Here is a 26,542-nt window from a genome sequence, read left to right as displayed (position 1 = left end):
CGAACTGGTATTGTATAATTTTATTTGATCATGTCGTAGCTTCGGGCAATAAAGTTGGTCAATTCTTCACCCTTTAATAAGCCTTTGGACAACCTGGCCAAATCCAATGATTGATTGATCAATCGTTCCCTTTTCTTGGCGGTCTTGGTGTTTAGGATTTCACCTACCAGCTCGTGGTTGGTGTTCACGATCAGGTTGTACATATCCGGCATATTGCCCATCCCGAACATACCACCTCCTCCGGTCTGCTGCATCTCCTTCATCCTTCGCATAAATTCCGGCTCGGTTATAATAAAGGGAGAGGCTTCGCTGTCCATGGCCTCCATTTGAATGGTGAACCCTTTCTCTTGCACAACTTTTTCCAATTCTTCTTTTAGTTTATCCTTTTCCTCGTCGGAAAGTTTGGATATGGCGGTATCCTCTTTTTTGATCAAATTGTCCAGATGGTCAGCATCTACACGGGCAAAAGAGAGGTTTTCCTTGGAGGTTTCCAGTTTTTGCATCAAATGGGATACAATTGGGGAATCCATCAGCAGTACTTCGTAACCTTTCGCCTTGGCGGCTTCAATGTAGCTATGCTGTGCCTCTTGGTCTGAAGCATATAGTACGACCAATTTATCATCCTTGTCCGTTTGGTTGTCTTTGATTTTGTCCTGAAGCTCCTCAAAGGTGTAATAGGTTCCATCAACCGTCGGGTAAAGCGCAAACTTGTCAGCTTTTTCAAAGAACTTGTCTTCGGAAAGCATTCCGTATTCGATTACCACTTTGATGTCGTTCCATTTTTGTTCAAAATCCTCTCGATTGTTTTTGAACAGCGAGTTCAATTTATCGGCTACCTTTCTGGTGATATAGGACGAAATTTTCTTCACCGCACCATCAGCCTGAAGGTATGAACGGGAAACGTTCAGTGGAATGTCAGGAGAATCGATAACCCCTTTTAGCATGGTTAGGAATTCGGGTACAATACCTTCCACATTATCCGTAACAAATACCTGGTTTTGATAAAGCTGGATCCTATCTTTTTGGATGTTGAGGTCGTTGGTCAGCTTAGGGAAATATAGAATTCCCGTTAGGTTGAAGGGATAGTCGACGTTCAGGTGGATGTTGAACAAAGGCTCTTCAAACTGCATGGGATATAGTTCCCTATAAAAACTCTTATAATCCGCATCCTCGAGCTCCGTGGGCTGCTTGGTCCACGCTGGGTTGGGATTGTTGATGATATCGTCTACCTCTTGGGTTGGGGCTGGATCCTCTTCCTTGGCATCTTCTGGTTTGGGAAGGGTTTCCGTCTTGGTCCCGAACTTAATGGGAATGGGCATGAATTTGTTGTACTTGGTCAACAGTTCACGGATTTTCGCATCTTCCAAAAATTCTGTGGAATCTTCCGCTACGTGAAGCACAATTTCCGTACCTCGATCTTCTTTTTTGGCCTCGGTCAAGGTAAACTCTGGTGATCCATCACAGGTCCAGTGCACGGCTGGTTCGTCCTTAAAGCTTTTGGTGATGATCTCCACTTTGTCCGCCACCATAAAGGCCGAATAAAATCCAAGCCCAAAATGACCTATGATCCCTGCATCCTTTTCGGCATCCTTATACTTGTCCAAAAATTCCTCGGCACCGGAAAAGGCCACTTCGTTGATATATTTTTTTACCTCCGCCTCGGTCATCCCAATACCTTGGTCAATAATCCGGATTTGATTGTTGTCCTTGTCAACCTTTATCTCAATCTGGGGGTTGCCATATTCTACCTTGGCCTCGCCAATGGAGGTGAGGTGCTTTAGCTTGAGGGTAGCGTCCGTGGCATTGGAAATAAGCTCCCTGAGAAAGATTTCGTGGTCGCTATATAGAAATTTCTTGATTAGGGGAAATATGTTCTCTACGGAAACATTGATTTTGCCTGTAGCCATTTTAAAATAGTTTTCTTTTTTGCTAAGCATGACAAAAAAAATACCACAATGCCATATCTGACAAACTGACATCGAATTCGAATTCAGGGCCAAAACAATATTTTAACATAATTTTGTTTAACTAAAATTTGGAAAAGATAAACAAAACTATATATTTGTGCTGTTATGGAGGAAGATTGCTATGAAAAATTCCATGCTATAACACATTTGTTTATTGGTTAGGTTGTTTAAAACGCGCTATCGCCCGGTAGCGCGTTTTGTATTGGGAGATCATCGTTTTAAGACCTCCTATGGACTAATTTTTAGGCGATTTCACCACTAGGTTGAATATATTTTTTACTTTTCCACGAAATAGTTCGTGTCCCTTTTGCCGGGCATCCCAAAGAATATCTTATGTACAACTCAAAAATTTCTGGACTCGGGTTTTATGTTCCCGAGAACGTAGTGACCAATGATGATCTTTCCAAAGTGATGGACACCAATGATGAATGGATTCAGGAACGTACTGGAATTCAGGAACGCCGGCATGTGGTAAAAGGCACGGATACAACTACTTCGATGGGCGTAAAGGCAGCAAAAATTGCCATTGAGCGCGCCGGTATCGACAAGGATGAAATAGATTTTATTGTATTTGCCACCTTAAGTCCAGATTATTATTTCCCGGGCCCAGGTGTGCTAGTGCAACGCGACTTGGGCATTAAAACCGTTGGAGCGTTGGATGTAAGAAACCAGTGTTCCGGTTTTGTGTATGGAGTTTCCGTAGCGGACCAATACATCAAAAGTGGGATGTACAAAAATGTGCTCGTTATCGGTTCGGAACTACATTCACATGGATTGGACATGAGCACAAGGGGTAGGGGAGTCTCCGTGATTTTTGGTGACGGTGCCGGAGCGGCAGTTTTAAGTCGTGAAGAAGACAGCTCCAAGGGAATTCTTTCCTCCCATTTACATTCCGAAGGACAACATGCGGAGGAATTATCTTTAATCGCCCCGGGAATGGGAAAAAGATGGGTAACTGATATTATCGATGAAAAAGATCCGGAAGACACTTCGTACTATCCGTATATGAATGGGCAATTTGTGTTTAAAAATGCAGTGGTCCGATTTAGTGAAGTGATCATGGAAGGGCTGCAAAAAAACCAATTGGGTCCCCAGGACATCGATATGTTGATTCCCCATCAGGCCAATCTAAGGATTTCTCAATTTGTCCAGAAGAAATTTGGACTTTCCAATGACCAGGTCTTCAATAATATTATGAACTACGGGAATACCACGGCCGCCTCAATACCCATTGCCCTGACAGAGGCATGGGAACAAGGAAAGGTCAAAGAAGGAGATTTGGTGGTATTGGCCGCTTTTGGAAGTGGCTTTACTTGGGGAAGTGTCATCATTAGATGGTAAGATGGGCCGGCGACTTGAAAGTTTGAACCCTTTCCTCACGGAATTCATAGAAAATCAAAAAATGTTCTTTGTGGCCACTGCCATGCAAGACGGAACCATAAACCTTTCACCCAAAGGTCTGGATTCGCTTCGGGTTATGGACCCCAACAGAGTGCTGTGGCTCAATCTTACCGGAAGTGGAAACGAGACTGCTATCCACTTAAGCCATCACAATAGGATAACCCTAATGTTCTGTGCTTTTGAAGGAGACCCCATGATTCTCAGACTTTATGGCAAAGCCAAGGTATATGGGCCAAAAAATGCAAATTGGGAAGAACATATCGGGCTTTTTCCCAAGATAGCAGGGAGTAGGCAATTGGTGGATATGGAAATTGAAAAGGTGCAGACATCATGTGGTATGGGTGTTCCTTTCATGGACTATAAATCCGACCGACAAGGATTACTGGATTGGGCGGAACAACAAGGAGATGAGGGTTTGGAAAGGTATTGGAGAAAAAAGAATACTACCAGCATAGATGGCGTAAAGGCCAACGAAGATTAAAACAAAACCCCAATTCCTAATCGAAATTGGGGTTTTTAAATGATAGACCTTGAAGACTAACCAACCAACACTCTGTCAAGGAATATCAAAGTCATTCTACAAAATTCCTCCACCGGATTGTTTGGTGTTGTTGTCCCTGCGCTTACGTTGCTTGGCACGGTACTTCCCGCCACCAAATCGGTAAGAAAGTCCAGCATATACATTATGGCTTTCCCAGTTGAATCCACCGGTTTGCACATAAGGTCTTTGCCCGTCAAACTGGAACATCATGCTATTGAAGATGTCGTTGTAATTAAGGCTGATGGTACCCTTGCCTTTAGCAAAGCTGTATCGTGCCCCAAGGTTCATAAAGTACATGGGTTCTATAATGAACTGTATGTTTTGGTTCTGGCCGCGGTAGAATGCAAAAGCTTGCAGCGTGAGTTTTTTGGTCACAGTAAAACTATTGTTCATTCTTAAGTTCCACGCGGTGTTGTCCACCTCTACGTTCTCCACGACAATATCGTTCTCCGTTGGATTTTGACTATCGCCCACCAAACTTTCCGTGATTCCGCGGTTGGTCTGGTTATAGTAGTCAAAACTTCCGTTGATGCTCCACCACTTGAACGGTTTGTAGTTCACAGAGGCTTCAAACCCGTAGGCATTGGTCTTATCAAAATTGTCAAACGTCAGTATCAGTTTGTTAAAGTCCAATCGGTCCACATACACGGCCCGGTTGATTTCATCTGAAATGGTTCTATAGAAAATCCCTCCGGTGACACTACCATTCTTAATTCGATGCGTATAATTCATCTCATAAGAATTGGTAAACTGTGGTACCAAGCTTGGATTTCCAAAAGATGAGATCAAGGGGGTAGCCCATTCCCTTATCGGATTTACCTGTTGCAATCCAGGACGGTCCACCCTACGGCTAAAACTTACTTGCAATTGATCCTTTTCGTTGGGTTTGTAGGTCAAAAATGCCGAAGGATATACTTGGGTGTACTTATCGGTAAAAGACCTAACCGTGTTGGTGTCCGCCTTTACTTCAACATTTTCTATACGAGCACCCACCTGATAGGACCACTTTTCCCTGCTTTGCCCAAAGGTTACGTAAGCACTGTACACATCCATTTTGTAATCGAAGTCTGTGCTAGGGGTAGGTCTAAGTACTCCTTCGGAGTTAAACGATAAGCCCGTGGAATTATAGCCCACATTGGTCTCGAAGTTTCTGGATTCCACCCCAATTTCCAGTTTGGAAATACTGTCCAATGGATTTACATAATCCAAGTTTGCGATGGTTTGGGTTCGTTCGGTATCCACAAAATCCATGTAATCGGGGAACAAACTGGCCCCCCTTGTTGCAAAGTTGGCGTCTTGGTTGTTTTCGAACCGGTTGTGATCAACTTCAAGTTCTATGTTGTGCCCTTCTTTCTTGAAGTCCAATTTATAATCAAAATTGTATTGCTCACTTCTATTTTCGCTTTCATCCGTAAAGATTTGCGTTACATTTCTGGCCAAATCGTCATTATAGGTCACCGCTGTGATACCCTCGCCGTTACCATCGAATATGTTTTGGTTGGTAAATAGCGAGATGGTGTTATTGTCGTTCAGGTAAAAGTCCACCCCGACCTTGTACAAATGCGACTTGTTATTGTTGAAGAAATCAAATTTTTGAAAGGAGTTTTCATCCACTCTTCGAATTCCACCATCATTGACATACTTACCAATATTGGTACCGTAGTTGCCATAAAAGTTGAACTTACCGTTCCTGTAATTCATGTCGATGGAATTGTTGAATTTCGCTTCAATACCCTTGGTAAGCCCAGTGGTCACACTACCGTTAAAACCGATATTGGCATTTTTGTGCAACACAATATTGATGATACCACTCATACCCTCCGGATTGTACTTTGCGGAAGGATTGGTGATCAATTCAATGGACTTAATGGATGTGGAGGGAATCTGGCGTAACAATTGGGCAACCGGTACATTGGATAATTTTCCATCTACCATAACCCTTACATTGCTGTTACCGCGCATGCTAATGTCTCCTGTTTGGGCATCCACATTCACTGATGGAATGTTGTTCATGATGTCCGAGGCAGTGGCACCAGCCGTGGTCAGATCCTTCCCTACATTGATTACCTTTCGATCTACCCGCTGCTCAATGGTGGTTCTTTCGGCCACCACTTCAACTTCGGAAAGCTCTTCGGTCTCTTCCATCAAGGTAATGGTTCCCACATTCACTTTTCTGTTCCTCTTGGTGATGACCAATTTTTGGGAGTGGGTTTTATATCCAATGAACTGGACTTCCAGTGTAAAATTCCCTTCAGGCAATTTTTTAATTTCGAAAGTACCATCTTCAGTGGTAATGCCCCCGGTAATGGTTTCCGTACCATCCTCGGATTTTACCACAATGGCCGCATAGGCCACGGGTCGGTTCAGTGCTTGGTCCACAACAGTACCCGAAATGGAACCTACAGGAGGTTCAGTATCGTTGTTGGCCTTTAAATTTTCTGGTAAAATGATGCACAGGACTAGTGCAAAAAGCAAAATTACTCTGTTCATGAGTTGTTCGTTTTTGATTGATTGATGTTGTCTACAAGACGATGTCTTACCTGGAATGTTACAGATTTATTCAGGTTTAACATATTTTAACAAAACCAAAAACGTTAAGGCCTTGTAAGGCAGTCCTTTTAACAAGGACAAAAAAGAAACCCTGACTTTCGACATTGACCGAAACGCCAGGGTTATACATTGATAAGCTATACTAAACACTAACCATTAACTATAAAAAAATACAGACTTACCAATGCTTAATTTTATACTTACAATAGACGAGCTTTTTTTTGAATAGTTACAATCTTTATTTCAGTTTAACACATAAATTAACAAATGCGTATGACTCTTGTCTTTGGGGCATCCTTAAATCCCGCTAGATACAGTAATCTTGCAATTCACAGATTGGTTGAAAACAACCTTGAAACCATGGCTTTTGGGGTTAGGGAAGGAACTGTGTCCGGAATACAAATTAAAACCAAGCTGGATGATTTTCAAAATGTTGACACCATTACTTTGTACCTAAATCCGTCTCGGCAAAAGGAATATTATCAGAAAATACTGGATTTAAAGCCCAAACGCGTGATTTTTAACCCCGGAACTGAAAATGCAGAATTTTCGAAAATCTTGAAAGATAACGGCATAAAAGTGGAAAATTCCTGCACATTGGTGCTCTTGGCTACTGGGCAGTATTGAATTTTTCCCCTTTTTCCCGAATCAACCAAAGTCCAAAAAAGGTCAAAAGCCCGTTAAGGGGAAGTAGTTCGTAACCCACAATATATCCCCCCAAATAATCGGAAGGAATATTGGCAACAATCCAAATAATGGCAACAGAAAGCCCGCTTACAAGCCATACAAATTGGTCCTTGACCTTATACTTGGTCAGAATGCCAAATGCAAAAAGACCTAATAACGGACCGTAGGTATACCCGGCCACGGTGAGCAAACTATCAATAACATTGCTGCTAAGGATGTATTTAAATGCAATAATCACCGCCACCAACATAAAACTCATGGCGATATGGGTACGCTTACGCAGTTGTTTTTGACGGGCTTCCTCTTTCTTTTCGATTTCCAAAAAGTCCACGCAAAAAGAGGTGGTCAAGGAGGTTAACGCACTGTCCGCACTACTGTAGGCAGCAGCAACAAGTCCCAGCATAAAAGTAACTGCCAAACTAAGCCCCAAACCACTATTCAGAGCCACTTCTGGGAACAACAGGTCGGATTTTGGAGTGCCGTCCATCAGGGGAATGGAAATGCCGTTTTTACCTGCATAGATAAACAGTAAAGCCCCTAAAAGCATAAATAGGAAGGTAACCCCTACCAATACCAAACTAAATGACACCATATTTTTTTGGGCATCTTTTAAGGATTTACAGGTGAGGTTCTTTTGCATCATATCCTGATCCAATCCCGTCATGCAAATGGTTACAAACATTCCACCGATAAAAGATTTTAAAAAATGGTTTCGGTCCAAAAAGCTATCCGTGAACAAGAACTTATCGTACACCTTAAGTTCTTCTGAGGCCAAAAATTCCCCAAAGCTCCAATCCAATTCCCTATTGATCATAATAATGGATAGGATAACAGCCAAAATCATAAACAAGGTCTGAAGGGTATCGGTCCAGACAATGGTCTTTATACCTCCCCGATTGGTGTAGATCCAAATAAGGAGAATGGAGATGATCACGGTGAACTCGAACCGGACCCCTAAATCATCAAAAACAAACTGTTGCAAAACAATGGCCACCAAATACAACCGAAAAGCCGCTCCCAAAACCCGGGAAATAAAGAAGAAAAACGCTCCGGTTTTATGGCTTACCGTTCCAAAGCGATCCAACAGGTATTCATATATGGAGGTAAGGTTAAGCTTGTAGTATAGTGGCAACAGCACATAGGCCACCACAAAATAACCCACTAAATAGCCAAGTACCACCTGCATATACCCGAATTGCGAATCTTCAACCCATCCGGGTACGGAAATAAAGGTAACTCCAGATAACGAGGCTCCGACCATTCCAAAGGCAACCAAGTACCAGGGGGATTGTTTTCCCGCCTTAAAAAAATCGGCGTTACTATCGTTTTTACCAGTAAAATAAGAGATGATCATCAGTACCAAGAAATAGGCACCAACAAGCAAGAGGATTTGAAATGCGGACATAGTTGGAATTTGAATTGCAAAGTACAAAAGTAATTTGGTAAAGGTAAAATCGTAATTTTGTGGGATATCCGAAATTATGGAATTTTCATCGAAGCTTTTGGAGAATGCGGTATACGAAATGTCCCAATTACCGGGCATTGGCAAACGAACGGCGCTTCGGTTGGTGCTACATTTGTTGAAACAACCGGAAGAACGAACCAATTTGCTTTCCGAAGCCCTGTCCAAATTGCGGAACGATGTGAACTTTTGCAAGCGTTGCAACAATATTTCGGATACCGAATTGTGTGAAATCTGCAGCAATCCCAAACGGGATGCAAGTCTGGTTTGTGTGGTCGAAGATATTCGGGATGTGATGGCCATAGAGAATACCTCCCAATACAAGGGGTTGTATCACGTGCTTGGAGGTAAAATATCCCCCATGGAAGGTATTGGCCCCCAGGATTTAAATATTGCCCCGTTGATCAACAGGGTAAAGCAAGGAGAGGTGCAGGAGTTAATATTTGCCTTGAGCTCGACCATGGAAGGGGATACCACCAATTTCTATATCTATAAGCAATTGGAAGGCTTGGAAGTGACCACTTCGACCATTGCACGCGGAATTTCGGTGGGAGATGAATTGGAGTATGCCGATGAGGTGACCTTGGGTCGGAGTATCCTTAACCGGATTCCCTTTGAGAGTTCGATCAAGGCGGGTTAGTTGTGGATTATTAATGCATAAAAACTAAGAATAAGCGGAATTCTTTATTATTTTTGCAAAATATAAGTCAATATCCGTTCGTTAAATAAGAATATGTCAAAATTTGAATTGAAATTGCCGCAAATGGGGGAAAGTGTTGCCGAAGCAACTTTAACCTCTTGGCTGAAGGAAGTCGGGGACAGCATTGAAATGGATGAGGCCATTTTTGAAATTGCCACGGACAAGGTAGATTCAGAGGTGCCCAGTGAGGTGGAAGGCGTGCTGTTGGAAAAACGGTTCAATGTGGACGATGTGATCAAGGTGGGAGAGGTTGTTGCCGTAATCCAGACCGATCAAGCTGTTGAAGCTACTTCAAACGGACAGGATACCAAAACAGTGGAAGAAATCGTTGAAGTCCCAGCTGTTGAGGAACTCGAAAACCAAATCTCCCAAATTCAGGAGACCGTAAGCGCACCAACACCCAATTTTGGGGAATCCCAGCGATTCTATTCCCCCTTGGTTCGAAATATTGCAAAAGAAGAAGGCGTTTCCATGGAAGAATTGGAAACTATTATAGGTACTGGAAAAGAAGGCAGGGTCACGAAGAACGATATCAAAGCCTTTTTGGAACATCGATCAGCCAATGGTACGGCTGCGGTCCAGGAACCCCAGAAGACAAAGGAACCAGTTGCGACCCCGAAACAGACCCCCGCAAAACCTGAGGGTGAATCCATTCCCGTTACCGACGGGGATGAGATTATTCCATTGACGCGAATGGGTAAATTGATTGCACATCACATGGTCGAGAGCCTTTCCACTTCGGCCCATGTCCAAAGTTTTGTGGAGGTAGATGTGACCAATGTGGTGAACTGGAGGAACAAGATGAAGGATGCCTTCCAAAAACGGGAAGGGGAAAAGTTGACCTTTACCCCAATCTTTATGGAAGCAGTTGCCATGGCGCTCAAAAAATATCCCATGATGAACATTTCTTTGGATGGCGACAAGGTCATCAAAAAGAAAAACATCAATTTGGGGATGGCTGCGGCCCTTCCGGATGGAAATCTTATTGTTCCCGTGATCAAAAACGCGGATCAACTCAATTTGGTGGGGATGGCCAAAACCGTGAATGATTTGGCCAATAGGGCCCGTAACAATGCCCTTAAGCCAGATGAGGTTCAGGATGGAACCTATACCGTGACCAACGTGGGGTCCTTCGGCAGTATTTTTGGTACACCGATCATTAATCAGCCGCAAGTGGGGATTCTCGCCCTGGGAGCGATCCGTAAAATGCCATCTGTAATAGAAACCGACCAAGGTGAGTACATTGGTATCCGAAGCAAAATGTTCCTATCCCATAGTTATGACCACAGGGTGGTCAACGGGGCCCTTGGAGGAATGTTTGTAAAGACCGTGGCCGATTATTTGGAGGCTTGGGATGTAAATCGGGAAATCTAGCCCCGAAAATCCCCGTTTTCATTTCACTATGCTTATTTTAGGGGTTGAATAAATTCATCAATCCATGAAGTACCTTATGCCCTTTTGTTTTGGGATTCTTTTTTTGTTTTGCAGTGTTATGGAAGCCCAAGACCTTTCAGCCTATCAGAAAAAATATTTTGAGAAGAACGGGGACAGTATTCCCTATCGCCTTTTATTGCCAAAGGATTACGATCCTACGGTAAAGTACCCTCTTATTCTCTTTCTCCATGGCTCCGGGGAACGGGGAAACAATAATGAGGCACAATTGGTACACGGATCAAGTCTTTTTCTTCAAGAGGCGGTGCGGAGCAATTACCAAGCCATTGTGGTATTTCCCCAATGTGCGGCCAACAGCTCCTGGGCCAAGGTCGATTATGCGGGCAATGCAGATAATTTTAAGTTCATATTTCATGAAGATGCCGATGCTACCAAGGATATGTTGTTGTTGGAAGGACTGCTGAAATATCTAAAAAAGAGCTACAAGTTGGATAAAAACCGGCTTTACGTTGGGGGGCTTTCCATGGGAGGCATGGGGACCTTTGAACTCGTCCGGAGAAATCCCAAAATGTTTGCCGCAGCGTTTCCAATTTGCGGAGGTGCAAATCCACAGATCAGTAAAAAACTAAAAAAACCTCATTGGTGGATTTTTCATGGGGAAGCGGATACCGTGGTGCCCGAAAAATATTCGGCAGATATGGCCCAGGCCATGGGACAATTGGGTATCAATACCAAATACACGGTTTACCCAGGTGTTGGGCACAACAGTTGGGACAATGCCTTTGCCGAACCAGAGTTGTTGTCCTGGTTATTTTCCAAATCCAAATAGGGTTGACCTCAAGATTACCTAGGCCTACTTCAAAGTTTTAAAGGCGTTAATAAGTGCCAACTACTTCACTTAACTGTCATTTTTGGTGGAATGGCTGAATTTTATTGCGAATTTGTCAAAATCTAGAATGATAAATAACAAATTCATAAATAGATAAGTGTTTTTTTGAAATATTTGTCATTAACATAACCCTAACAACCCAGCTCGTTTTTACATTTTATCTTCATGGCCGACCAAACCAATATTTAGAGATACACCCATGGGTTTTTGTTTTCAAAGGGCTAGAAATGTGCTATTGGCCCTGCTACCTCTGTTTTGCTTATCCGTTTCTGCACAAGAAGAACCGACCAAGGAATCCCTTAAACTATTCACCGAATGTAATTGCGATCGAAGATATGTTCTGCAAGAAATAAATTTTGCGGCCCATGTTCGCGATCAAGGTTTAGCCAATATTGTCCTGTTCATTTATGATGTGGCCAACGGTAGTGGGGGTCGTACCTATCGATTGGAATTTGAAGGTACCGGTGGTTACGAAGGAATAGCAAATGAACTTTCATTTGACACCAATGCAAATATGACCTCGGACGACGTTCGCAAAGGCCTGGTCAAAACCATAAAATCAGGGCTATTGAAATATGTCTTGGAATCCGACCTTGCTGATAAAATCACCTATGAAGTCTCCGATGCGCAAACTGCACAAGAGCAGGACATTGACTTTGAGGACCCTTGGAACAATTGGATTTTTGAGATTTACGGTGAGGCAGAGCTGGAAAAGGAGTCGAGCCGAAGAAAATTTGAGTACGAACTGGGGTTTGAAAGCGACAGGGTGACCGAAAAATGGCGTGTTAGAACCGATTTACAATTGAACCAATCGAATAGCGAGTTCGATCGAAGTGAAGAAACCTTTACCAGTAGAAGATCAAGGTATGCCGGGGCAGGCAGTATAGTGAGAAGCCTTTCGGACCATTGGTCCACGGGAATATTTGGAGGAGCGAGGCACGATACCTTTACCAATCTCGATTTCAGGTATTATTTCAGTCCCGCCCTTGAATACAACATTTTCCCTTACAACGAGGTGCTTCGCCGCGAAATTACCTTTGCGTATAAGATTGGGTACTTTTTCAATGATTATATCGATACCACGATATTTGGAAAGGATGAAGAGGGCATTTTTAACCACTCTTTGGATGTTCAGGTAAATTATCGACAACCTTGGGGCAATTTGTACTCCAGGTTGAGGGCATCCAGTTTCTTGGACGATTTTTCAAAGAATCGTATGCAATTGTTCGGAAGGTGTTCCATACGGGTTTTCAAAGGTCTGGCGACCCGCTTTTCCGGAAGGTTTGAAATTATCCGTGATCAAATAAACCTGCCAGCTGGTGATGCTTCCATAGAGGATGTTTTATTGCAACAAAAACAGATTGCCACCGATTTCGAACTCGGTTTCAGCGTTGGGCTGAGCTATACGTTCGGTTCCACATTTAATAATATCATCAATACCCGCTTATAGAATTTTTGATACCCTATCTTTGCTAAAAAACCAATATGGAGCTTAACCTTACAAAGCCAATCTGCTTTTTCGATTTGGAGACTACGGGCATTAATGTTGCCAAGGATAGAATTGTGGAGATTTCCATTCTAAAGGTTTTTCCGAACGGAAATAAAGAGAGCAAAACATGGTTGGTGAACCCAGAAATGCCCATTCCGGCAGAGGTTGTGGCCGTACATGGTATTTCCAACGAAAAGGTGGCCAACGAACCTACCTTTAAACAACTGTCCAAGGAAATTTATAAAATGATCAAGGATAGCGATTTGGCCGGATTCAATTCCGATAGGTTTGATATCCCATTATTGGCCGAGGAAATGCTGCGGGCCGATGTGGATTTTGACATGAAGCATATGGTGTCCGTAGATGTACAGACCATCTTCCATAAAATGGAAAAAAGAACTCTCGAAGCGGCCTATAAGTTCTATTGTGATAAAAATCTGGAAGATGCACATAGTGCCCAAGCCGATACCTTGGCTACCTACGAGGTGCTTTTGTCCCAATTGGACCGGTATCCAGAACTGGAGAACAACGTAAAAAAGCTCTCAGAGTTTACCACCCGAAAACAATCTTTGGATTTTGCAGGTTTCATCGGTATTGATGATCAGGACAGGCCCATTTTTGCCTTCGGGAAACACAAGGGTAAAACGGTTGATGAGGTGATGGAGTCCGAACCAGGATATTTTGGATGGATACTTAACGCGGATTTCCCGTTGTACACCAAAAAAGTTCTTACCCAAATAAAGTTGAGCAAACTGAACAACAAACTTTCTTAAACCAAAATCCCAGAAGCGAATGAAGCTGATATGCATTGGAAGGAACTATGCTGCGCATATTGACGAATTGAACAACGAGCGACCAGAGGAACCTGTGGTGTTCATTAAACCAGATTCCGCCATTCTACCCAGGGAGCAGGATTTTTACATTCCCCAATTTTCAAACGATGTCCACTACGAAGTGGAGGTATTGGTTAAAATCAAAAAGGTGGGAAAACACATTGCTCCGCAATTTGCGCATAACTATTATGATGAAATTGGTTTAGGAGTGGATTTTACCGCAAGAGACCTTCAATCCAAATTGAAGGCAAAGGGACTGCCATGGGAAAAAGCCAAGGGTTTTGATGGATCAGCCATAGTTGGTAGGTGGATGCCGAAAAATGCGTACGAAAATATTGACAAAATTTCTTTTTGTCTTTTGAAGAATGATGAAAAAGTACAAAATGGCAATACTTCCTTGATGCTGTGGAAAATAGACGAACTTATCGCCCATGTTTCCACCTATTTTATGCTAAAAAAGGGGGATATTCTGTTTACTGGAACCCCTGCGGGTGTTGGTAAAGTAAGCCCAAATGATTACCTTGTAGGTATGTTGGAAGGAGAACAATTGTTCGAAATTAATGTGAGATAATGATTTACAACCTCGATAAGATTAATGAAATGGCGGAAGGCGATAACGACTTTGTTATTTCCGTAATTTCTGTTTTTTTGGAAGAAGTTCCTGTGGATTTGGAAGGCCTCGAAAGTGCCATTGCCCAACGGGATTTTGAAAATGTGTATAAACTCGCCCATAAGATAAAGCCCAATGTAGATCTTCTGGGCATGGAGCAGACCAGGGCCACCGCACTGGAAATAGAAACTCTGGGTAAGAGCACCGCCAGTATGGACGAAATTGAGCAAAAATTCCCCCTATTGAAAAAAGACGTGTTGCAGGTCATATCCGAACTGCAAAAAGACTTCAATCTGTAAATGCAAGCTGAAATCATAACCATTGGGGATGAAATCCTCATTGGTCAAATTGTCGATTCCAATTCTGCATTCATTTCCAAAGCACTGAATAAGATAGGCGTTGCTGTCTATCAGATTACTTCGGTTCAAGATGAACGCGAACATATCTTGGATGCCTTGGAAACCGCAGGTAATCGCTCGGAGGTTGTCATCCTTACGGGCGGACTAGGGCCCACAAAAGATGATATTACCAAGCACACCCTCTGCGAATTTTTGGATGATACGCTGGTTCGGGACCAAAAGGTTCTTGAAAATATAGAGGAACTCTTTAAAAAGTACTTTTCCACGCCTATTTCGGAATTGAACAGGAACCAGGCACTGGTTCCTTCGAAGGCAACGGTGTTGCAGAATCCCAATGGCACGGCGCCTGGCCTATGGACGAAAAAGGGCAGGACGGTCTTTGTTTCCTTGCCCGGGGTTCCCTTCGAAATGAAGCATTTGATCCATACCGAGGTAATTCCGAAAATCACTTCAGAATTTGAACGGCCGCATATTTATCATAAGACCATTGTTACCTATGGTATGGGGGAGAGCGCTATTGCAGACAAGATTGAGGAATGGGAAAACAATCTTCCCCATTTCATAAGGTTGGCGTATCTGCCAAATCTAGGGAAGGTGCGCTTGCGTCTTACCGCAAGGGGCGCTGATAAGGAACAATTAGAAACTGTGGTGGCACAGCAGGTACAACAACTCCACACCCTAATAGGGGATATCATATACGGAGAGGATGATGGCGATTCCATTGAACAGCAGATTGGGAAGGTGTTGACACAAAAGCAACTCAGCCTGTCGACAGCCGAGAGTTTTACTGGAGGAAAGATTGCAGAAAAAATAACGGCAATCCCTGGAGCTTCAGCCTATTTTAAGGGTAGTGTGGTGAGTTATGCAACCGAAACCAAGATTGAAGTGTTAGGGGTTCCCAAAGCTGTTATTGAGGAACATTCCGTGGTGAGTGAGGAAGTTGCCACGGCTATGGCCGAAAATGTCCGGAGGATCATGGAATCTGATTTTGCGATTGCCACAACAGGCAATGCTGGACCCTCAAAAGGCGACTCGGATGCCGAAGTCGGAACTGTTTTTATTGCAATCAGCTCCCCAAACGGTACCTTTGCACAAAAATTTACCATCGGGAAGAACCGGGAACGAATAGTGAATCGTTCAGTAAATAGGGCCTTTGAGATGCTCTGGAAAGAAATTTTAAATTTCTGAAAAAGAATTTTGTGCGTCCGATTTAAAAGGCATAAATTTGCAGCCTCAATAAAATCACTCAAAAGTTAGGGAGATGTCTAAAGTTTGTGAAGTTACAGGAAAAAAGGTGATGTTTGGAAACAATGTTTCCTTCTCTATCAATAAGACAAAGAGAAGGTTTGATTCCAATATTTCCAAAAAGAAATTCTACATCCCGGAAGAAGACCGTTGGGTAACCCTTACCGTTTCATCCAAAGGTTTAAAAATCATCAACAAAAAAGGAATCTCTGCTGTTTTGAAGGAAATTAATTCCAAGAAATAAGCTGACAAGGTTTTAAGCACAAGACAATGGCAAAGAAAGGAAATAGAATTCAGGTTATTTTAGAGTGTACAGAGCATAAAGAATCTGGTATGCCAGGTACTTCTAGGTACATTACTACCAAGAACAAAAAGAACACGCCAGATAGAATGGAGATCAAGAAATTCAATCCCATTCTTAAGCGTATGACGATTCATAAAGAGATTAAGTAATTCAGGTTTTACACAGTAGAATCCAACAATAATAAGTAAGCCATGGCAAAGAAAACAGTAGCAACGCTTCAGTCATCATCCAAAAGATTGACCAAGGCCATTAAAATGGTAAAATCTCCAAAAACAGGAGCTTATACTTTCGTGGAGTCGGTTATGGCGCCAGAATTGGTAAACGATTGGTTGAACAAAAAGTAATCAATCCCTAGAAAAAATTGGAAACCGCTTTTTAAGCGGTTTTTTTTTGCCCTAATTTTTATCCACTCGGTAGGTTATCCCTCGATTTGTAATTACGTTGTCGACCCTTGTGAACAAGGTGGCTGTGTTCGAAGTGGTGTCATCACAAACAAAACTTAAGTTTACCAAAACCACGCGATATTGATTATTGTTTTCACTTGGCGTTGGTGCGGTAATGGTCAATGTGCTTGTGGCAGTTCCCGAATAAATACCCGTATCGGAAAGATTGTCCCAAGTAGAACCGTTAAATAGTTGCCATTGGAACGAATCCGCCCCTGAAGTAACGGAGAAATTGGCCACACATCCAGAACCTGGACAAGTGGTAACATCTGTAGGTTGGGTTGTAATAGTTGGAGCAGCTCCGGCTTCCCTATAATCATAGGTGGTATTGGAGTCGCCGTCATCCGGAGTGGAATACCCATCAGAACCACTTGTAACTACTCCATTGGCGTCCACCGTTACTGGAAGTGGCCCCAAAAGACCATCCCCATTGTCATCTGTGAATCCAGCTTCTGTGACATCATTACAACTATCTGCATCGGCGTCCAGACTGAATGCATCATAGGTGCCATCCGAATCCGAATCCAAGACCGAATAAGATAGTATGGCGTAAGCAGTGTCATTGTCTTCTATACTATTGAATAATCCGTTGGATCCCGAACCACTTGTGGCTCCATCTATGACCCCGTCATTGTTGGCATCGGCTACGCCAGATTCTGCCAATACCCCAGATTCAACGATATCGTAAATACCATCATTGTCGGAGTCCAAATCCAATTCATTGCTTATACCGTCTCCATCCGTATCGCAGATGGCACTGGCAAACAGATTCCCGCTAAAACCTTCAGGCCCGGGTCCTGCTTGGTTGGTAACCGTAAATACATTAGGGTTGCCAGGTACCCAGGTTATGGTATTGAACGGAGTGCTGGCTTGGGCCCTCATGGGTTCCAACACGGTTGAACTAGAGGTTCTTGTTCCATACAAGTTAGCATTGCCCGATTCATCAACAATAAGTCGTAATCTCGGAAGACCATTGGAATTGGACACCCAAGGCGAGGAGATAAAAGCTCCATCGGATTGAAACACAAAATACTCTTCCCCAGTACCCAAGGCACCGCTTTCAAACTCTAAAATGGAAGGGTGTACCGTAGTTCCGTTAACGTCAAGCTGAAAGGAGTTGTCCATGGAGGAAAAATCCAATCGTAAAAATCCGGTATCCGTATGGTTTACCACCACAGACCTTGTACCCACGTCGGCAGACACCAAAAAAGTGGCATTGGCCGTGGTGCAATATTCTTCCTCATCGGTCATACCGTCATTGTCATCGTCAAGGTCGACCGAGTCGGCAATAGTATCCCCATCAGTATCTATAATGGGTGCGGCAGTGGCCGTTATAAGTACGTTATCAATATAGACCGTATCGTCATTTCCAGACCAGTTGGCGCCCCCTTTGCTAAATCGTATGGTGGTCGTGCTGGACATGTAAGAACTAATATCCTGGTTGAATGTGCCACTCTGGGTTCCAGTGAATGTACTTAGGGTGGTAAACGAAGACCCGTCGCTCGAGGCTTCCACTATCAGGGTTTCCCCTGATTCAAGACTGTCGGTACGCCAATCAAAAGTTAAGATGGCCGAAGTGTAGGAGCTCAAGTCAGCCGCTCTTCGAATAGTTTCAGACCATATATAGCGAAATCTTAACTCATTTCCAGTAATTCTAATGTAGCCCCCGGAAGCAGAATTATCATCCCCAGATTCTTGCCAGTTGCCCGACCAGTTCTGGTTGCCATTGTCGTTTGCATAGGAAACTGCACTAAAAGTATCGGAAAAGGTGTCTTGTGCTACGCCACGCAAGGATAACATCAGCAGCAAAAAAAACATGGGATATTTGTATCCTTTATGCATGGGAATAGGATATTAAAAGCTTAAAAATAATAGGAGGAGCAAAGGTTACCCAGAAATTGTTGTGAAGCTGCCAAATACATGGGTCAATGGAGGATTTTGGTGTTGAAAACCACGAAAAAGCGAATTCACCCCCAAAATTTCGAACAAATTAGCCCATTGGGGCGTTAACAAAACTCCCCTTACTTTCCTATCTTTGACAGCTTGATGGCGAATGCATTATGAGTCTTTTTAAAAATATTTTTTCTTCTGACAAAAAAGAAACTTTGGACAAGGGCCTGGAAAAGTCCAAAACCAGTTTCTTTGGAAAATTGGGCAAGGCCGTTGCTGGAAAATCCAAGGTAGACGATGAGGTATTGGATAATTTGGAGGAAGTCTTGGTCACCTCCGATGTGGGGGTGGATACCACGCTTAAGATTATAGAACGTATTGAGGAACGCGTTTCCCGTGACAAGTATTTGGGGACCGAGGAACTGAATACGATTTTACGTGAGGAGATAGCTGGACTTCTTTCAGAAACCCACCTTGGGGAAGATACAGAGTTTGTGGTCCCACAGGATAAAAAGCCCTATGTGATTATGGTTGTTGGGGTTAATGGCGTGGGCAAGACCACCACCATTGGAAAACTGGCACATCAATTTAAGAACCAAGGTTTAAAAGTTGTGTTAGGGGCAGGTGACACCTTTAGGGCCGCTGCCATAGACCAATTAGAGGTATGGGCCAATAGGGTGGAAGTACCTATAATCAAACAAAAAATGGGAAGTGATCCGGCATCGGTGGCGTTCGATACCCTGAATTCTGCCGTAGCAGACCAGGCGGATGTTGTTCTAATTGATACAGCTGGTAGATTACACAATAAGGTCAACCTTATGAACGAGCTTTCCAAGGTAAAGCGCGTTATGCAAAAGGTAGTGCCAGATGCTCCCCATGATGTGTTATTGGTCTTGGATGGGTCTACTGGACAAAATGCCTTTGAGCAGGCCAAACAATTTACCAAGGCCACCGAAGTGACCAGCTTAGCGGTTACCAAATTGGATGGAACGGCCAAAGGTGGAGTGGTCATTGGGATTTCCGATCAATTTCAGATTCCTGTGAAGTATATTGGAGTAGGTGAAGGAATAGATGATCTGCAGGTCTTCAATAAATATGAATTTGTAGATTCCTTTTTCAAGCTGTAACATGGATTACGCTATACTACCAAATCGAATAAAGGCTGTGGTTATCGATGCCATAATCCTGATTTGTGCCATGTATCTTATTTCCGAACTTTTTGCCTCCTTCGAACACGTTCCTAATTATGCGAGAATCGTGGCTTTTGTCTTGATTGCCATTTTGTACGATCCTATTTTTACCAGTGCTTTTGGAGGCACAATTGGCCATAGCTATGGAGGAATTACCGTAAGGCGCGAAAGTGACCCGGGCAAGCATATTCTTTTCCCCTTGGCGATTGTTAGGTTTTTGGTAAAAACCTTATTTGGCTGGCTTTCCCTTTTAACGGTCACTAGCTCTGATAAAAAACAGGCATTGCACGATCTTGTAGTGGGATCAATTGTATTGGACGTCAAAAACGAAAAATAAATCAAAAGCCGATACGGTATGGGAAGAATCCATTTGTTCGAATTTGAAGATCAAAAGTGGTTTCCCAGTTTTCTACGTGACTACGGCACCGATTTCCTTCAATTTTTATCGAACAAAACCAAACTCTATAAACCTATTCTTCCTGTTCTCGAAAAAGGATTGGAGGCCAACGGAACCAACCAAATCCTTGATTTGGGCTCAGGCGGCGGAGGGGGATTACTTTGGTTAAATTCCGAATTGAAAAAGAGCCGTCCAGACCTTAAAATTGTGCTGACGGATTTTTACCCCAACCTACAAGCTTTTGAATTCACAAAAAAACAAGCCCATAATTTTGAGTACATCGCCACTGCTGTCGATGCCCGAAAAGTTCCAACGCACCTGAAGGGTTTTCGAACCCAATTTCTGTCCTTGCATCACTTTAGGCCCAAGGATGCCAAACTAATATTGCAAAACGCGGTTGACGCAAAGAGTGTTATCGGGGTTTTTGAGGCCCAGGAACGCAGCTTATCCAGCCTTTTGGCGATGCTTTTTTCTCCCATAAGTGTTTTATTGTCCACTCCCTTTATAAGACCCTTCAAATGGGGGAGAATTCTCTTTACCTATCTTATCCCCATAGTCCCCTTGTTTGTGCTTTGGGATGGGGTGATTTCTTCACTAAGAACCTATTCCGTTAAGGAAATGAAGGCCTTGGTGGCGGAATTGGATGGGGGTGACTCCTATACCTGGGAAATTGAACGGGTAAAATCAGGTCCCGGAGTTATTTTGTACCTTTTGGGTACTCCAAAATAAGGAGTTTTACATAACCTTATAAATAACCAATTGAACCTTGACATGGGAAGAATACTATTTTTTATTTTGTTATTATGGGCACACATCTCCGTTGCCAAAATTTGGACACCGACCATCCTTTCGGACAATATGGTCTTGCAACAACAATCGACCGCAACCATATGGGGTTGGACCACGGCAACCAGTGAAACCATTACCATTACGGGATCGTGGAACAATGAAGCAGTTACCGCTAAGGCCCATCAGGGTGTTTGGTCGGCGCAATTGCCCACTCCCATTGCCGGTGGACCCTATACGTTGACCATCAAGGGCCACGAAGAAATAACCTTTTCCAACGTTATGATCGGGGAGGTTTGGATAGCATCCGGTCAATCCAATATGCAATGGACGCCCAACATGGGCTTGGATAATGCCCAGGAGGAAATTGAACAGGCAAATTTTCCGAAAATCCGGTTCTTTCAAGTGCCCCAGTGGAAATCGACCACTCCGCAAGATGATTCTCCGGGGGAATGGATGTCCTGCTCTCCGGAAACAATGCAAAATTTTAGTTCGGTGGCCTATTTTTTTGGAAGAAAATTGCATAAAGGCTTATCGGTGCCGATTGGCTTGATCAGTTCCAATTGGGGAGGTACCCCTGTGGAGGTATGGATTCCCAAAGATTTGATTGAAGGTAACTCCGGGTTAAACGCAGCTGCCAAAAAACTCTCCGAATTTGAATGGTGGCCGGAACAACCGGGTGTGACCTACAACGCCATGATCCATCCCTTGTTGAAATTTAATATTGCCGGGGCCATTTGGTACCAAGGAGAGTCGAACCGAGATAATGCAATATCGTATTACGAGTCATTCCCATTGCTAATCGATTCTTGGAGAGCGGGTTGGAAGAAGGAATTTCCGTTTTATTTCGCTCAAATTGCTCCCTTCGATTATGACAAGGATAAAAAGGATATTAAAGCGGCAGTGGTACGGGATGCCCAATTATACACCATGCAATCCGTCCCAAAAACTGGAATGGCGGTTACCAACGACATTGGAAATCTAAAAGATATCCATCCAACCAATAAACAGGAGGTAGGGCGAAGATTGGCCCTATGGGCCTTGGCCAAAACCTATGGGGTAAAGGATGTTGCCTACAGCGGGCCGGTGTATAAGGAAATGGAAGTAAAAAAGAACAAAATTGTTTTGACCTTCGACCATGCCAAAAACGGTCTAAAAATGGATGGAAAAGAGCTTAAGGAATTTTACATAGCCGGTGCGGACAAGAAATTTTATGAGGCCAAGGCAAGAATCAAGGGGAATCTGGTTGAAGTGTCCTCCAAAAAAGTCAAGGCACCAGTTGCCGTAAGGTTTGCCTTTTATGACAAGGCTCTTCCCAATTTGTACAACGCTGAAGGGTTGCCCGCATCCGGATTTAGGACCGACCAATGGGAACTAAATTTGGATTGATTGGATGCGGACGGGTAAACTCATATTGGTAAGTGTTTTTTTCTTTTTGCTGATTTTTCATGCGGAAGCACAGCTCACACATCCAAGAGCAAGTCCTTTGGCCAAAATTGAGCAAGGGGTGGGTCTTTCCAAAATAACCGTGACCTATTCCCGTCCAGCCACTAGGGGACGTAGTATTTTTGGCGATTTGGTTCCCTACGGAAGAATTTGGCGTGTGGGAGCCAACGAATCCACTAAAATAACCGTGGACACCGACATGAACATTATGGGAAATCAATTACCCGCAGGGACTTACGCCTTATACGCTTTTCCTGAAAGGGATTCATGGCAGATTGCCTTCCATAGCAACACTGCCCATTGGGGCGATGGTCGTACAAACTATAATCCAAGCGAAGATGTATTTCGGATTTCGGTTAAACCGCAGCAAACATCATATCACCAGGAAAGTTTTTTAATTGCATTTGATTCGATTACCCATAATTCTGCCAAGATGAAATTAGTTTGGGCGAATACCTCGGTGTCCATACCCTTTGAGGTGGATACCCATTCCCAAATGGAAAAGGAAATTGCGAAGCAGTTGGAAGAAAATCCATCGGCAATGACTTATTATGAGGCAGCGCGTTACCTACAAGAACAGGGATTAGGGCACCAACGGGCTTTGGGATATTTGAACAAAGCTTTGGAATTGGGAGGCGACACCTATTATTTCCACAGGGTCAAATCTTTGGTGCAAGCCAAACTTGGAGATTACCCAGCAGCGATTAAATCGGCTAAAACTTCCCTGGAAATTGCAAAAAATCTGGGCAAGGATGAGTTTGTTCGAATGAATCAAAAAAATATTGATGCATGGGAAAAGTTGATCAAATAATAAAAGTATTGGGAAGAATTAAAATCATATCACCAATTGCCGTTTTGATACTGTTTTTGTCATTTCAATCCTGTCAGTTTTTGGAAAAAAAAGAAGCTGGAAACCCGACAGTAGAAGCACCTGAAGTACAGGATGATCCAGAGGTTGAGGAAGAGGAAGTCTCAATTCCACTGTGGACCCCGTATAACGACTCGCTTGAAGTTGCCGCAAATGCAGATCACGAAAAGGAGCGCATGCGATTTAAGTTCATTCAGTCCAAGGTTTTGGACAAGAATGCTGTTTTTACTCCCTTACATGCGGCAGTCTCTGAATTTCCCAATGAGAAGTATGAAATGATGCGACCTTGGGTTTTGGAACAGGATATCCCGACCATTCAAGCTCATATTACAGAGCAAAAATTCACCTATTCGGATTTGGTGCTGTTTTATTTGACTCGGATTTATCGGTACGAATTGCCCAATGAGACCACCCTGAACACAGTGATTGCCATAAACCCCAACATATTGGAGGAAGCCCAAGCCTTGGATGCCAATGCCGAAGGACATCATCCTATATATGGGATGCCCATTTTGCTTAAAGATAATATCGGTGCCACAGCAATGAACACTACGGCGGGAGCCATTGCCTTGCAGGACAACCAAACCGATGATGCCTTTATCGTAAACCGATTAAAGGAGAACGGTGCGTTGATTTTGGGAAAGGTTAACCTAAGTGAATGGGCAAACTTTATCTGTGAGTGCCCCAACGGGCAAAGTGCCATTGGGGGGCAGACATTGAACCCCTATGGAAGACGTGTTTTTGATACAGGAGGCTCCAGTGCGGGGAGTGGTACCTCCGTGGCTGCGAATTATGCAGTGGCTGCTGTGGGTACGGAAACCTCAGGGTCCATTTTATCACCATCTGGTCAAAATTCTGTGGTGGGTATGAAACCGACCGTTGGTCTTCTTAGCCGCACGGGAATTGTGCCTATTTCGAGCACTTTGGACACGCCGGGCCCCATGACCAAGCATGTTATTGACAATGGAATACTCTTGGACGCCATGCGGGGATTCGACATTGAGGACGAAAAATCCGTGCAGGCGAATTGGGCGGAGAATTGGTATTCGGAAGATATGGACCTAAAGGGTAAAAGATTTGGCGTCTTTAAGAACTATATGGAAAGTGATTCCATTTACCGGGCGACTATGGAAAAGTTGAAGTCCGCAGGTGCTACCGTTATTCAATTTGAACCCCCCGAACTCAATTTCGATGGATTCCTTTCCATACTCAACATCGATATGAAAAATGATCTACCGCAATACATCAAGTTACAATCGAAGAATAAGGAACTTGTACTTGTGGAGGATGTTGCGGATGTCGTGGAATTTAATTTGAAGGATAGCACTACCAGGATTCCGTACGGGCAAGCTCGATTGGATGGAATTATGGCAGACACCACCTCTGCGGCAGGTTTGGAAGCAATCAAAAAGCGACTCAAAAACAATGGACGCACATATTTCAACACTCCCTTTAACGAACATCAGTTAGATGCCATACTGTCCATTAACAATTATGATGCAGGAGCGGCTGCTGCAGCCGAATACCCTGCTCTTACCGTACCTATGGGGTATCGCGATTCTGGGGAGCCTGTGAATTTGACCTTTATTGGGAAGCAGTTCCAAGAAGGAAAGTTGTATGCCTTGGGCAAGGCATTCGAAACTTTGACCAAGGCGCGAAAAATTCCAGTGGCCTTTATTGATTAAGAATTACCAATCCATGGGATTAACTTTTGTATTTTTGCACCCCATTTACAGGAAATATGCGTACCAAATCCCTTAAAAAGAACAAAATCAATGTGGTCACTTTAGGTTGTAGCAAAAACGTCTACGACTCCGAAGTGCTTATGGGTCAACTCAGGGCCAATAATAAAGAAGTGGCCCACGAGGAGGAAGGTAACATAGTGGTGATCAACACCTGCGGATTTATAGCCAATGCAAAGGAGGAAAGTGTAAACACCATTTTGGAGTACGTACAGAGAAAAGAAGCGGGCGATGTGGACAAAGTGTTTGTCACTGGCTGTTTGAGTGAGCGCTATAAACCGGATTTGGAAAAAGAAATTCCAAATGTGGATGAGTATTTTGGGACCAGCGACCTGCCCAATCTATTAAAAGCCCTTGGAGCAGATTACAAGCATGAACTTATCGGAGAACGGTTGACCACCACCCCGAAAAACTATGCCTACCTAAAAATTGCTGAAGGTTGTGACAGGCCATGTTCATTTTGTGCCATTCCCTTGATGCGTGGAAAGCACAGGAGCAAACCGATGGAAGAATTGGTGGCAGAGTCGGAAAAACTGGCCGCAAATGGGGTAAAGGAGCTTATTTTAATTGCACAAGATCTTACCTACTACGGATTGGACCTGTATAAAAGACGAAACCTGGCCGAGTTGCTCGAAGCTCTTGCAAAGGTCGAGGGCATTGAATGGATTCGGTTGCATTATGCATTTCCCACTGGTTTTCCAATGGATGTTTTGGAGGTCATGCAAAGGGAGCCTAAGGTTTGTAATTATATCGATATTCCCCTTCAGCATATTGCAGACCCTATACTTAAAAGTATGCGAAGAGGGACCACTAAAGCGAAAACAACAAGGTTGCTACAGGATTTTAGGGCAGCAGTTCCTGAAATGGCCATACGCACCACCTTGATTGTTGGATACCCTGGTGAAACGGAAGAAGACTACGAAACCCTTAAGGAATGGGTCAAGGAAATGCGCTTTGAGCGCCTTGGTTGTTTTACCTATAGCCATGAAGAGAACACCCATGCTTTTAGTTTGGAAGATGATGTTCCAGAGGCGGTAAAACAAGAACGGGCCAACGGAATTATGGAGTTACAATCCCAGATTTCATGGGAATTGAATCAGGAAAAGGTAGGGAATACTTATCGATGTATCATCGACCGAAAAGAAGGGAACCAATTTGTGGGCCGAACCGAATTTGATTCCCCGGATGTGGATAACGAGGTACTCATTGATGCAACCCAATACTATGTTAAGGTTGGGGATTTTGTATCCTTGGAAATTACTGAAGCCTCGGATTTCGATTTGTTTGGAAAACCTGTGAATCCTTGATTCATGCCTTCAAGCTCTTGATAAATATCATTTTGGAATTTAAT

25 protein-coding genes are annotated in these 26,542 nt (G+C 43.4%); 21 read left to right on the top strand and 4 right to left on the bottom strand.

Going from position 1 to position 26,542, the window contains the following annotated elements:
• Window positions 1-20: 20 nt before the first annotated feature.
• Window positions 21-1,907 carry a molecular chaperone HtpG gene (gene htpG, locus M3P07_RS15715; protein WP_249970882.1) on the bottom strand — a complete coding sequence of 629 codons (1,887 nt, stop codon included), beginning with the start codon at window positions 1,905-1,907 and terminating at the stop codon, window positions 21-23.
• Between the two features lie 393 nt (window positions 1,908-2,300).
• On the opposite strand from htpG, the gene M3P07_RS15710 reads away from it, so the two are divergent.
• A complete protein-coding gene (locus tag M3P07_RS15710; protein WP_249970881.1) occupies window positions 2,301-3,308 on the top strand; it encodes a 3-oxoacyl-ACP synthase III family protein in 1,008 nt (335 codons plus the stop codon).
• 1 nt (window position 3,309) lies between these two features.
• Entirely contained in the window at window positions 3,310-3,849 is a 540-nt protein-coding gene (locus M3P07_RS15705) for a pyridoxamine 5'-phosphate oxidase family protein (RefSeq protein ID WP_249970880.1), read from the top strand.
• Between the two features lie 96 nt (window positions 3,850-3,945).
• On the opposite strand, the gene M3P07_RS15700 is transcribed toward M3P07_RS15705, so the two are convergent.
• Complete coding sequence (locus M3P07_RS15700) at window positions 3,946-6,399, bottom strand: TonB-dependent receptor (protein WP_249970879.1); 2,454 nt, start codon at window positions 6,397-6,399, stop codon at window positions 3,946-3,948.
• A gap of 327 nt (window positions 6,400-6,726) precedes the next feature.
• On the opposite strand from M3P07_RS15700, the gene M3P07_RS15695 reads away from it, so the two are divergent.
• A complete protein-coding gene (locus tag M3P07_RS15695; protein ID WP_249970878.1) occupies window positions 6,727-7,086 on the top strand; it encodes a CoA-binding protein in 360 nt (119 codons plus the stop codon).
• On the opposite strand, the gene M3P07_RS15690 is transcribed toward M3P07_RS15695, so the two are convergent.
• The gene (locus M3P07_RS15690; RefSeq protein WP_249970877.1) at window positions 7,070-8,551 is read right to left on the bottom strand and encodes a sodium:solute symporter; all 1,482 of its coding nucleotides are present in this window, start codon (window positions 8,549-8,551) and stop codon (window positions 7,070-7,072) included. The genes M3P07_RS15695 and M3P07_RS15690 overlap by 17 nt on opposite strands.
• A gap of 76 nt (window positions 8,552-8,627) precedes the next feature.
• On the opposite strand from M3P07_RS15690, the gene recR reads away from it, so the two are divergent.
• The 11 genes from recR (at window position 8,628) to M3P07_RS15635 (ending at window position 16,773) form a co-directional block, all read left to right on the top strand.
• Window positions 8,628-9,248, top strand: coding sequence for a recombination mediator RecR (recR, locus tag M3P07_RS15685; protein WP_249970876.1), 621 nt, complete (start codon window positions 8,628-8,630; stop codon window positions 9,246-9,248).
• Window positions 9,249-9,341: 93 nt separating this feature from the next.
• Entirely contained in the window at window positions 9,342-10,682 is a 1,341-nt protein-coding gene (locus M3P07_RS15680) for a dihydrolipoamide acetyltransferase family protein (protein ID WP_249970875.1), read from the top strand.
• Window positions 10,683-10,746: 64 nt separating this feature from the next.
• Window positions 10,747-11,529: a carboxylesterase family protein gene (locus tag M3P07_RS15675; RefSeq protein ID WP_249970874.1), complete on the top strand. Its 783-nt coding sequence runs from the start codon at window positions 10,747-10,749 to the stop codon at window positions 11,527-11,529.
• Between the two features lie 259 nt (window positions 11,530-11,788).
• On the top strand, window positions 11,789-13,039 hold the full coding sequence (locus M3P07_RS15670) for a DUF481 domain-containing protein (protein WP_249970873.1): 1,251 nt from the start codon (window positions 11,789-11,791) through the stop codon (window positions 13,037-13,039).
• Window positions 13,040-13,074: 35 nt separating this feature from the next.
• Window positions 13,075-13,851 (top strand): 3'-5' exonuclease, encoded by a 777-nt coding sequence (locus M3P07_RS15665; protein ID WP_249970872.1) that lies wholly within the window; start codon window positions 13,075-13,077, stop codon window positions 13,849-13,851.
• Window positions 13,852-13,870: 19 nt separating this feature from the next.
• Window positions 13,871-14,482 (top strand): fumarylacetoacetate hydrolase family protein, encoded by a 612-nt coding sequence (locus M3P07_RS15660; protein WP_249970871.1) that lies wholly within the window; start codon window positions 13,871-13,873, stop codon window positions 14,480-14,482.
• Window positions 14,482-14,820 (top strand): Hpt domain-containing protein, encoded by a 339-nt coding sequence (locus M3P07_RS15655; RefSeq protein ID WP_249970870.1) that lies wholly within the window; start codon window positions 14,482-14,484, stop codon window positions 14,818-14,820. Before M3P07_RS15660 ends, M3P07_RS15655 begins: the two co-directional genes overlap by 1 nt.
• Complete coding sequence (locus tag M3P07_RS15650) at window positions 14,821-16,068, top strand: competence/damage-inducible protein A (RefSeq protein ID WP_249970869.1); 1,248 nt, start codon at window positions 14,821-14,823, stop codon at window positions 16,066-16,068.
• A 73-nt stretch (window positions 16,069-16,141) separates the two neighbouring features.
• The gene (rpmB, locus tag M3P07_RS15645) at window positions 16,142-16,369 is read left to right on the top strand and encodes a 50S ribosomal protein L28 (RefSeq protein ID WP_249970868.1); all 228 of its coding nucleotides are present in this window, start codon (window positions 16,142-16,144) and stop codon (window positions 16,367-16,369) included.
• A 26-nt stretch (window positions 16,370-16,395) separates the two neighbouring features.
• Window positions 16,396-16,578: a 50S ribosomal protein L33 gene (gene rpmG / locus M3P07_RS15640; RefSeq protein WP_053972430.1), complete on the top strand. Its 183-nt coding sequence runs from the start codon at window positions 16,396-16,398 to the stop codon at window positions 16,576-16,578.
• 42 nt (window positions 16,579-16,620) lie between these two features.
• Window positions 16,621-16,773 (top strand): DUF4295 domain-containing protein, encoded by a 153-nt coding sequence (locus M3P07_RS15635; RefSeq protein ID WP_073181591.1) that lies wholly within the window; start codon window positions 16,621-16,623, stop codon window positions 16,771-16,773.
• A gap of 51 nt (window positions 16,774-16,824) precedes the next feature.
• Here M3P07_RS15635 and M3P07_RS15630 read toward each other — a convergent pair whose 3' ends face one another.
• A complete protein-coding gene (locus tag M3P07_RS15630) occupies window positions 16,825-18,714 on the bottom strand; it encodes a hypothetical protein (RefSeq protein ID WP_249970867.1) in 1,890 nt (629 codons plus the stop codon).
• Between the two features lie 218 nt (window positions 18,715-18,932).
• Between M3P07_RS15630 and ftsY the strand changes: the two genes are divergently transcribed.
• Genes ftsY through rimO form a run of 7 tightly spaced genes read left to right on the top strand, consistent with a single transcriptional unit; the run spans window position 18,933 to window position 26,498 of the window.
• The gene (gene ftsY, locus M3P07_RS15625; RefSeq protein WP_249970866.1) at window positions 18,933-19,889 is read left to right on the top strand and encodes a signal recognition particle-docking protein FtsY; all 957 of its coding nucleotides are present in this window, start codon (window positions 18,933-18,935) and stop codon (window positions 19,887-19,889) included.
• A gap of 1 nt (window position 19,890) precedes the next feature.
• On the top strand, window positions 19,891-20,289 hold the full coding sequence (locus M3P07_RS15620; RefSeq protein ID WP_249970865.1) for an RDD family protein: 399 nt from the start codon (window positions 19,891-19,893) through the stop codon (window positions 20,287-20,289).
• Between the two features lie 18 nt (window positions 20,290-20,307).
• Window positions 20,308-21,078 carry a hypothetical protein gene (locus M3P07_RS15615; RefSeq protein WP_249970864.1) on the top strand — a complete coding sequence of 257 codons (771 nt, stop codon included), beginning with the start codon at window positions 20,308-20,310 and terminating at the stop codon, window positions 21,076-21,078.
• 42 nt (window positions 21,079-21,120) lie between these two features.
• The gene (locus M3P07_RS15610; protein WP_249970863.1) at window positions 21,121-22,524 is read left to right on the top strand and encodes a sialate O-acetylesterase; all 1,404 of its coding nucleotides are present in this window, start codon (window positions 21,121-21,123) and stop codon (window positions 22,522-22,524) included.
• A gap of 4 nt (window positions 22,525-22,528) precedes the next feature.
• Window positions 22,529-23,392, top strand: coding sequence for a DUF2911 domain-containing protein (locus tag M3P07_RS15605; RefSeq protein ID WP_249970862.1), 864 nt, complete (start codon window positions 22,529-22,531; stop codon window positions 23,390-23,392).
• On the top strand, window positions 23,371-25,134 hold the full coding sequence (locus M3P07_RS15600; RefSeq protein WP_249970861.1) for an amidase family protein: 1,764 nt from the start codon (window positions 23,371-23,373) through the stop codon (window positions 25,132-25,134). Before M3P07_RS15605 ends, M3P07_RS15600 begins: the two co-directional genes overlap by 22 nt.
• Before the next feature lie 56 nt (window positions 25,135-25,190).
• Window positions 25,191-26,498, top strand: coding sequence for a 30S ribosomal protein S12 methylthiotransferase RimO (rimO, locus tag M3P07_RS15595; RefSeq protein WP_249970860.1), 1,308 nt, complete (start codon window positions 25,191-25,193; stop codon window positions 26,496-26,498).
• The last annotated feature ends 44 nt before the right edge of the window (window positions 26,499-26,542 follow it).

The organism is Flagellimonas myxillae (assembly GCF_023502235.1).
Classification (GTDB): Bacteria; Bacteroidota; Bacteroidia; order Flavobacteriales; family Flavobacteriaceae; genus Flagellimonas; species Flagellimonas myxillae.
Note: the sequence above shows the minus strand (reverse complement) of the source record. Positions and strands in the feature narration are given on the sequence as shown.

Bases quoted from the DNA above. Each gene is read 5' to 3' on its own strand.
- M3P07_RS15630 (WP_249970867.1), bottom strand. From the start codon at position 18,714: ATGCATAAAGGATACAAATATCCCATGTTTTTTTTGCTGCTGATGTTA.
- M3P07_RS15635 (WP_073181591.1), top strand. From the start codon at position 16,621: ATGGCAAAGAAAACAGTAGCAACGCTTCAGTCATCATCCAAAAGATTG.
- M3P07_RS15665 (WP_249970872.1), top strand. From the start codon at position 13,075: ATGGAGCTTAACCTTACAAAGCCAATCTGCTTTTTCGATTTGGAGACT.
- M3P07_RS15695 (WP_249970878.1), top strand. From the start codon at position 6,727: ATGCGTATGACTCTTGTCTTTGGGGCATCCTTAAATCCCGCTAGATAC.
- M3P07_RS15615 (WP_249970864.1), top strand. From the start codon at position 20,308: ATGGGAAGAATCCATTTGTTCGAATTTGAAGATCAAAAGTGGTTTCCC.
- M3P07_RS15670 (WP_249970873.1), top strand. From the start codon at position 11,789: ATGGGTTTTTGTTTTCAAAGGGCTAGAAATGTGCTATTGGCCCTGCTA.
- M3P07_RS15605 (WP_249970862.1), top strand. From the start codon at position 22,529: ATGCGGACGGGTAAACTCATATTGGTAAGTGTTTTTTTCTTTTTGCTG.
- M3P07_RS15690 (WP_249970877.1), bottom strand. From the start codon at position 8,551: ATGTCCGCATTTCAAATCCTCTTGCTTGTTGGTGCCTATTTCTTGGTA.
- M3P07_RS15680 (WP_249970875.1), top strand. From the start codon at position 9,342: ATGTCAAAATTTGAATTGAAATTGCCGCAAATGGGGGAAAGTGTTGCC.
- M3P07_RS15610 (WP_249970863.1), top strand. From the start codon at position 21,121: ATGGGAAGAATACTATTTTTTATTTTGTTATTATGGGCACACATCTCC.
- M3P07_RS15660 (WP_249970871.1), top strand. From the start codon at position 13,871: ATGAAGCTGATATGCATTGGAAGGAACTATGCTGCGCATATTGACGAA.
- recR (WP_249970876.1), top strand. From the start codon at position 8,628: ATGGAATTTTCATCGAAGCTTTTGGAGAATGCGGTATACGAAATGTCC.
- M3P07_RS15700 (WP_249970879.1), bottom strand. From the start codon at position 6,399: ATGAACAGAGTAATTTTGCTTTTTGCACTAGTCCTGTGCATCATTTTA.
- M3P07_RS15650 (WP_249970869.1), top strand. From the start codon at position 14,821: ATGCAAGCTGAAATCATAACCATTGGGGATGAAATCCTCATTGGTCAA.
- M3P07_RS15710 (WP_249970881.1), top strand. From the start codon at position 2,301: ATGTACAACTCAAAAATTTCTGGACTCGGGTTTTATGTTCCCGAGAAC.
- rpmG (WP_053972430.1), top strand. From the start codon at position 16,396: ATGGCAAAGAAAGGAAATAGAATTCAGGTTATTTTAGAGTGTACAGAG.
- ftsY (WP_249970866.1), top strand. From the start codon at position 18,933: ATGAGTCTTTTTAAAAATATTTTTTCTTCTGACAAAAAAGAAACTTTG.
- M3P07_RS15600 (WP_249970861.1), top strand. From the start codon at position 23,371: ATGGGAAAAGTTGATCAAATAATAAAAGTATTGGGAAGAATTAAAATC.
- M3P07_RS15655 (WP_249970870.1), top strand. From the start codon at position 14,482: ATGATTTACAACCTCGATAAGATTAATGAAATGGCGGAAGGCGATAAC.
- htpG (WP_249970882.1), bottom strand. From the start codon at position 1,907: ATGGCTACAGGCAAAATCAATGTTTCCGTAGAGAACATATTTCCCCTA.
- M3P07_RS15705 (WP_249970880.1), top strand. From the start codon at position 3,310: ATGGGCCGGCGACTTGAAAGTTTGAACCCTTTCCTCACGGAATTCATA.
- M3P07_RS15675 (WP_249970874.1), top strand. From the start codon at position 10,747: ATGAAGTACCTTATGCCCTTTTGTTTTGGGATTCTTTTTTTGTTTTGC.
- rpmB (WP_249970868.1), top strand. From the start codon at position 16,142: ATGTCTAAAGTTTGTGAAGTTACAGGAAAAAAGGTGATGTTTGGAAAC.
- rimO (WP_249970860.1), top strand. From the start codon at position 25,191: ATGCGTACCAAATCCCTTAAAAAGAACAAAATCAATGTGGTCACTTTA.
- M3P07_RS15620 (WP_249970865.1), top strand. From the start codon at position 19,891: ATGGATTACGCTATACTACCAAATCGAATAAAGGCTGTGGTTATCGAT.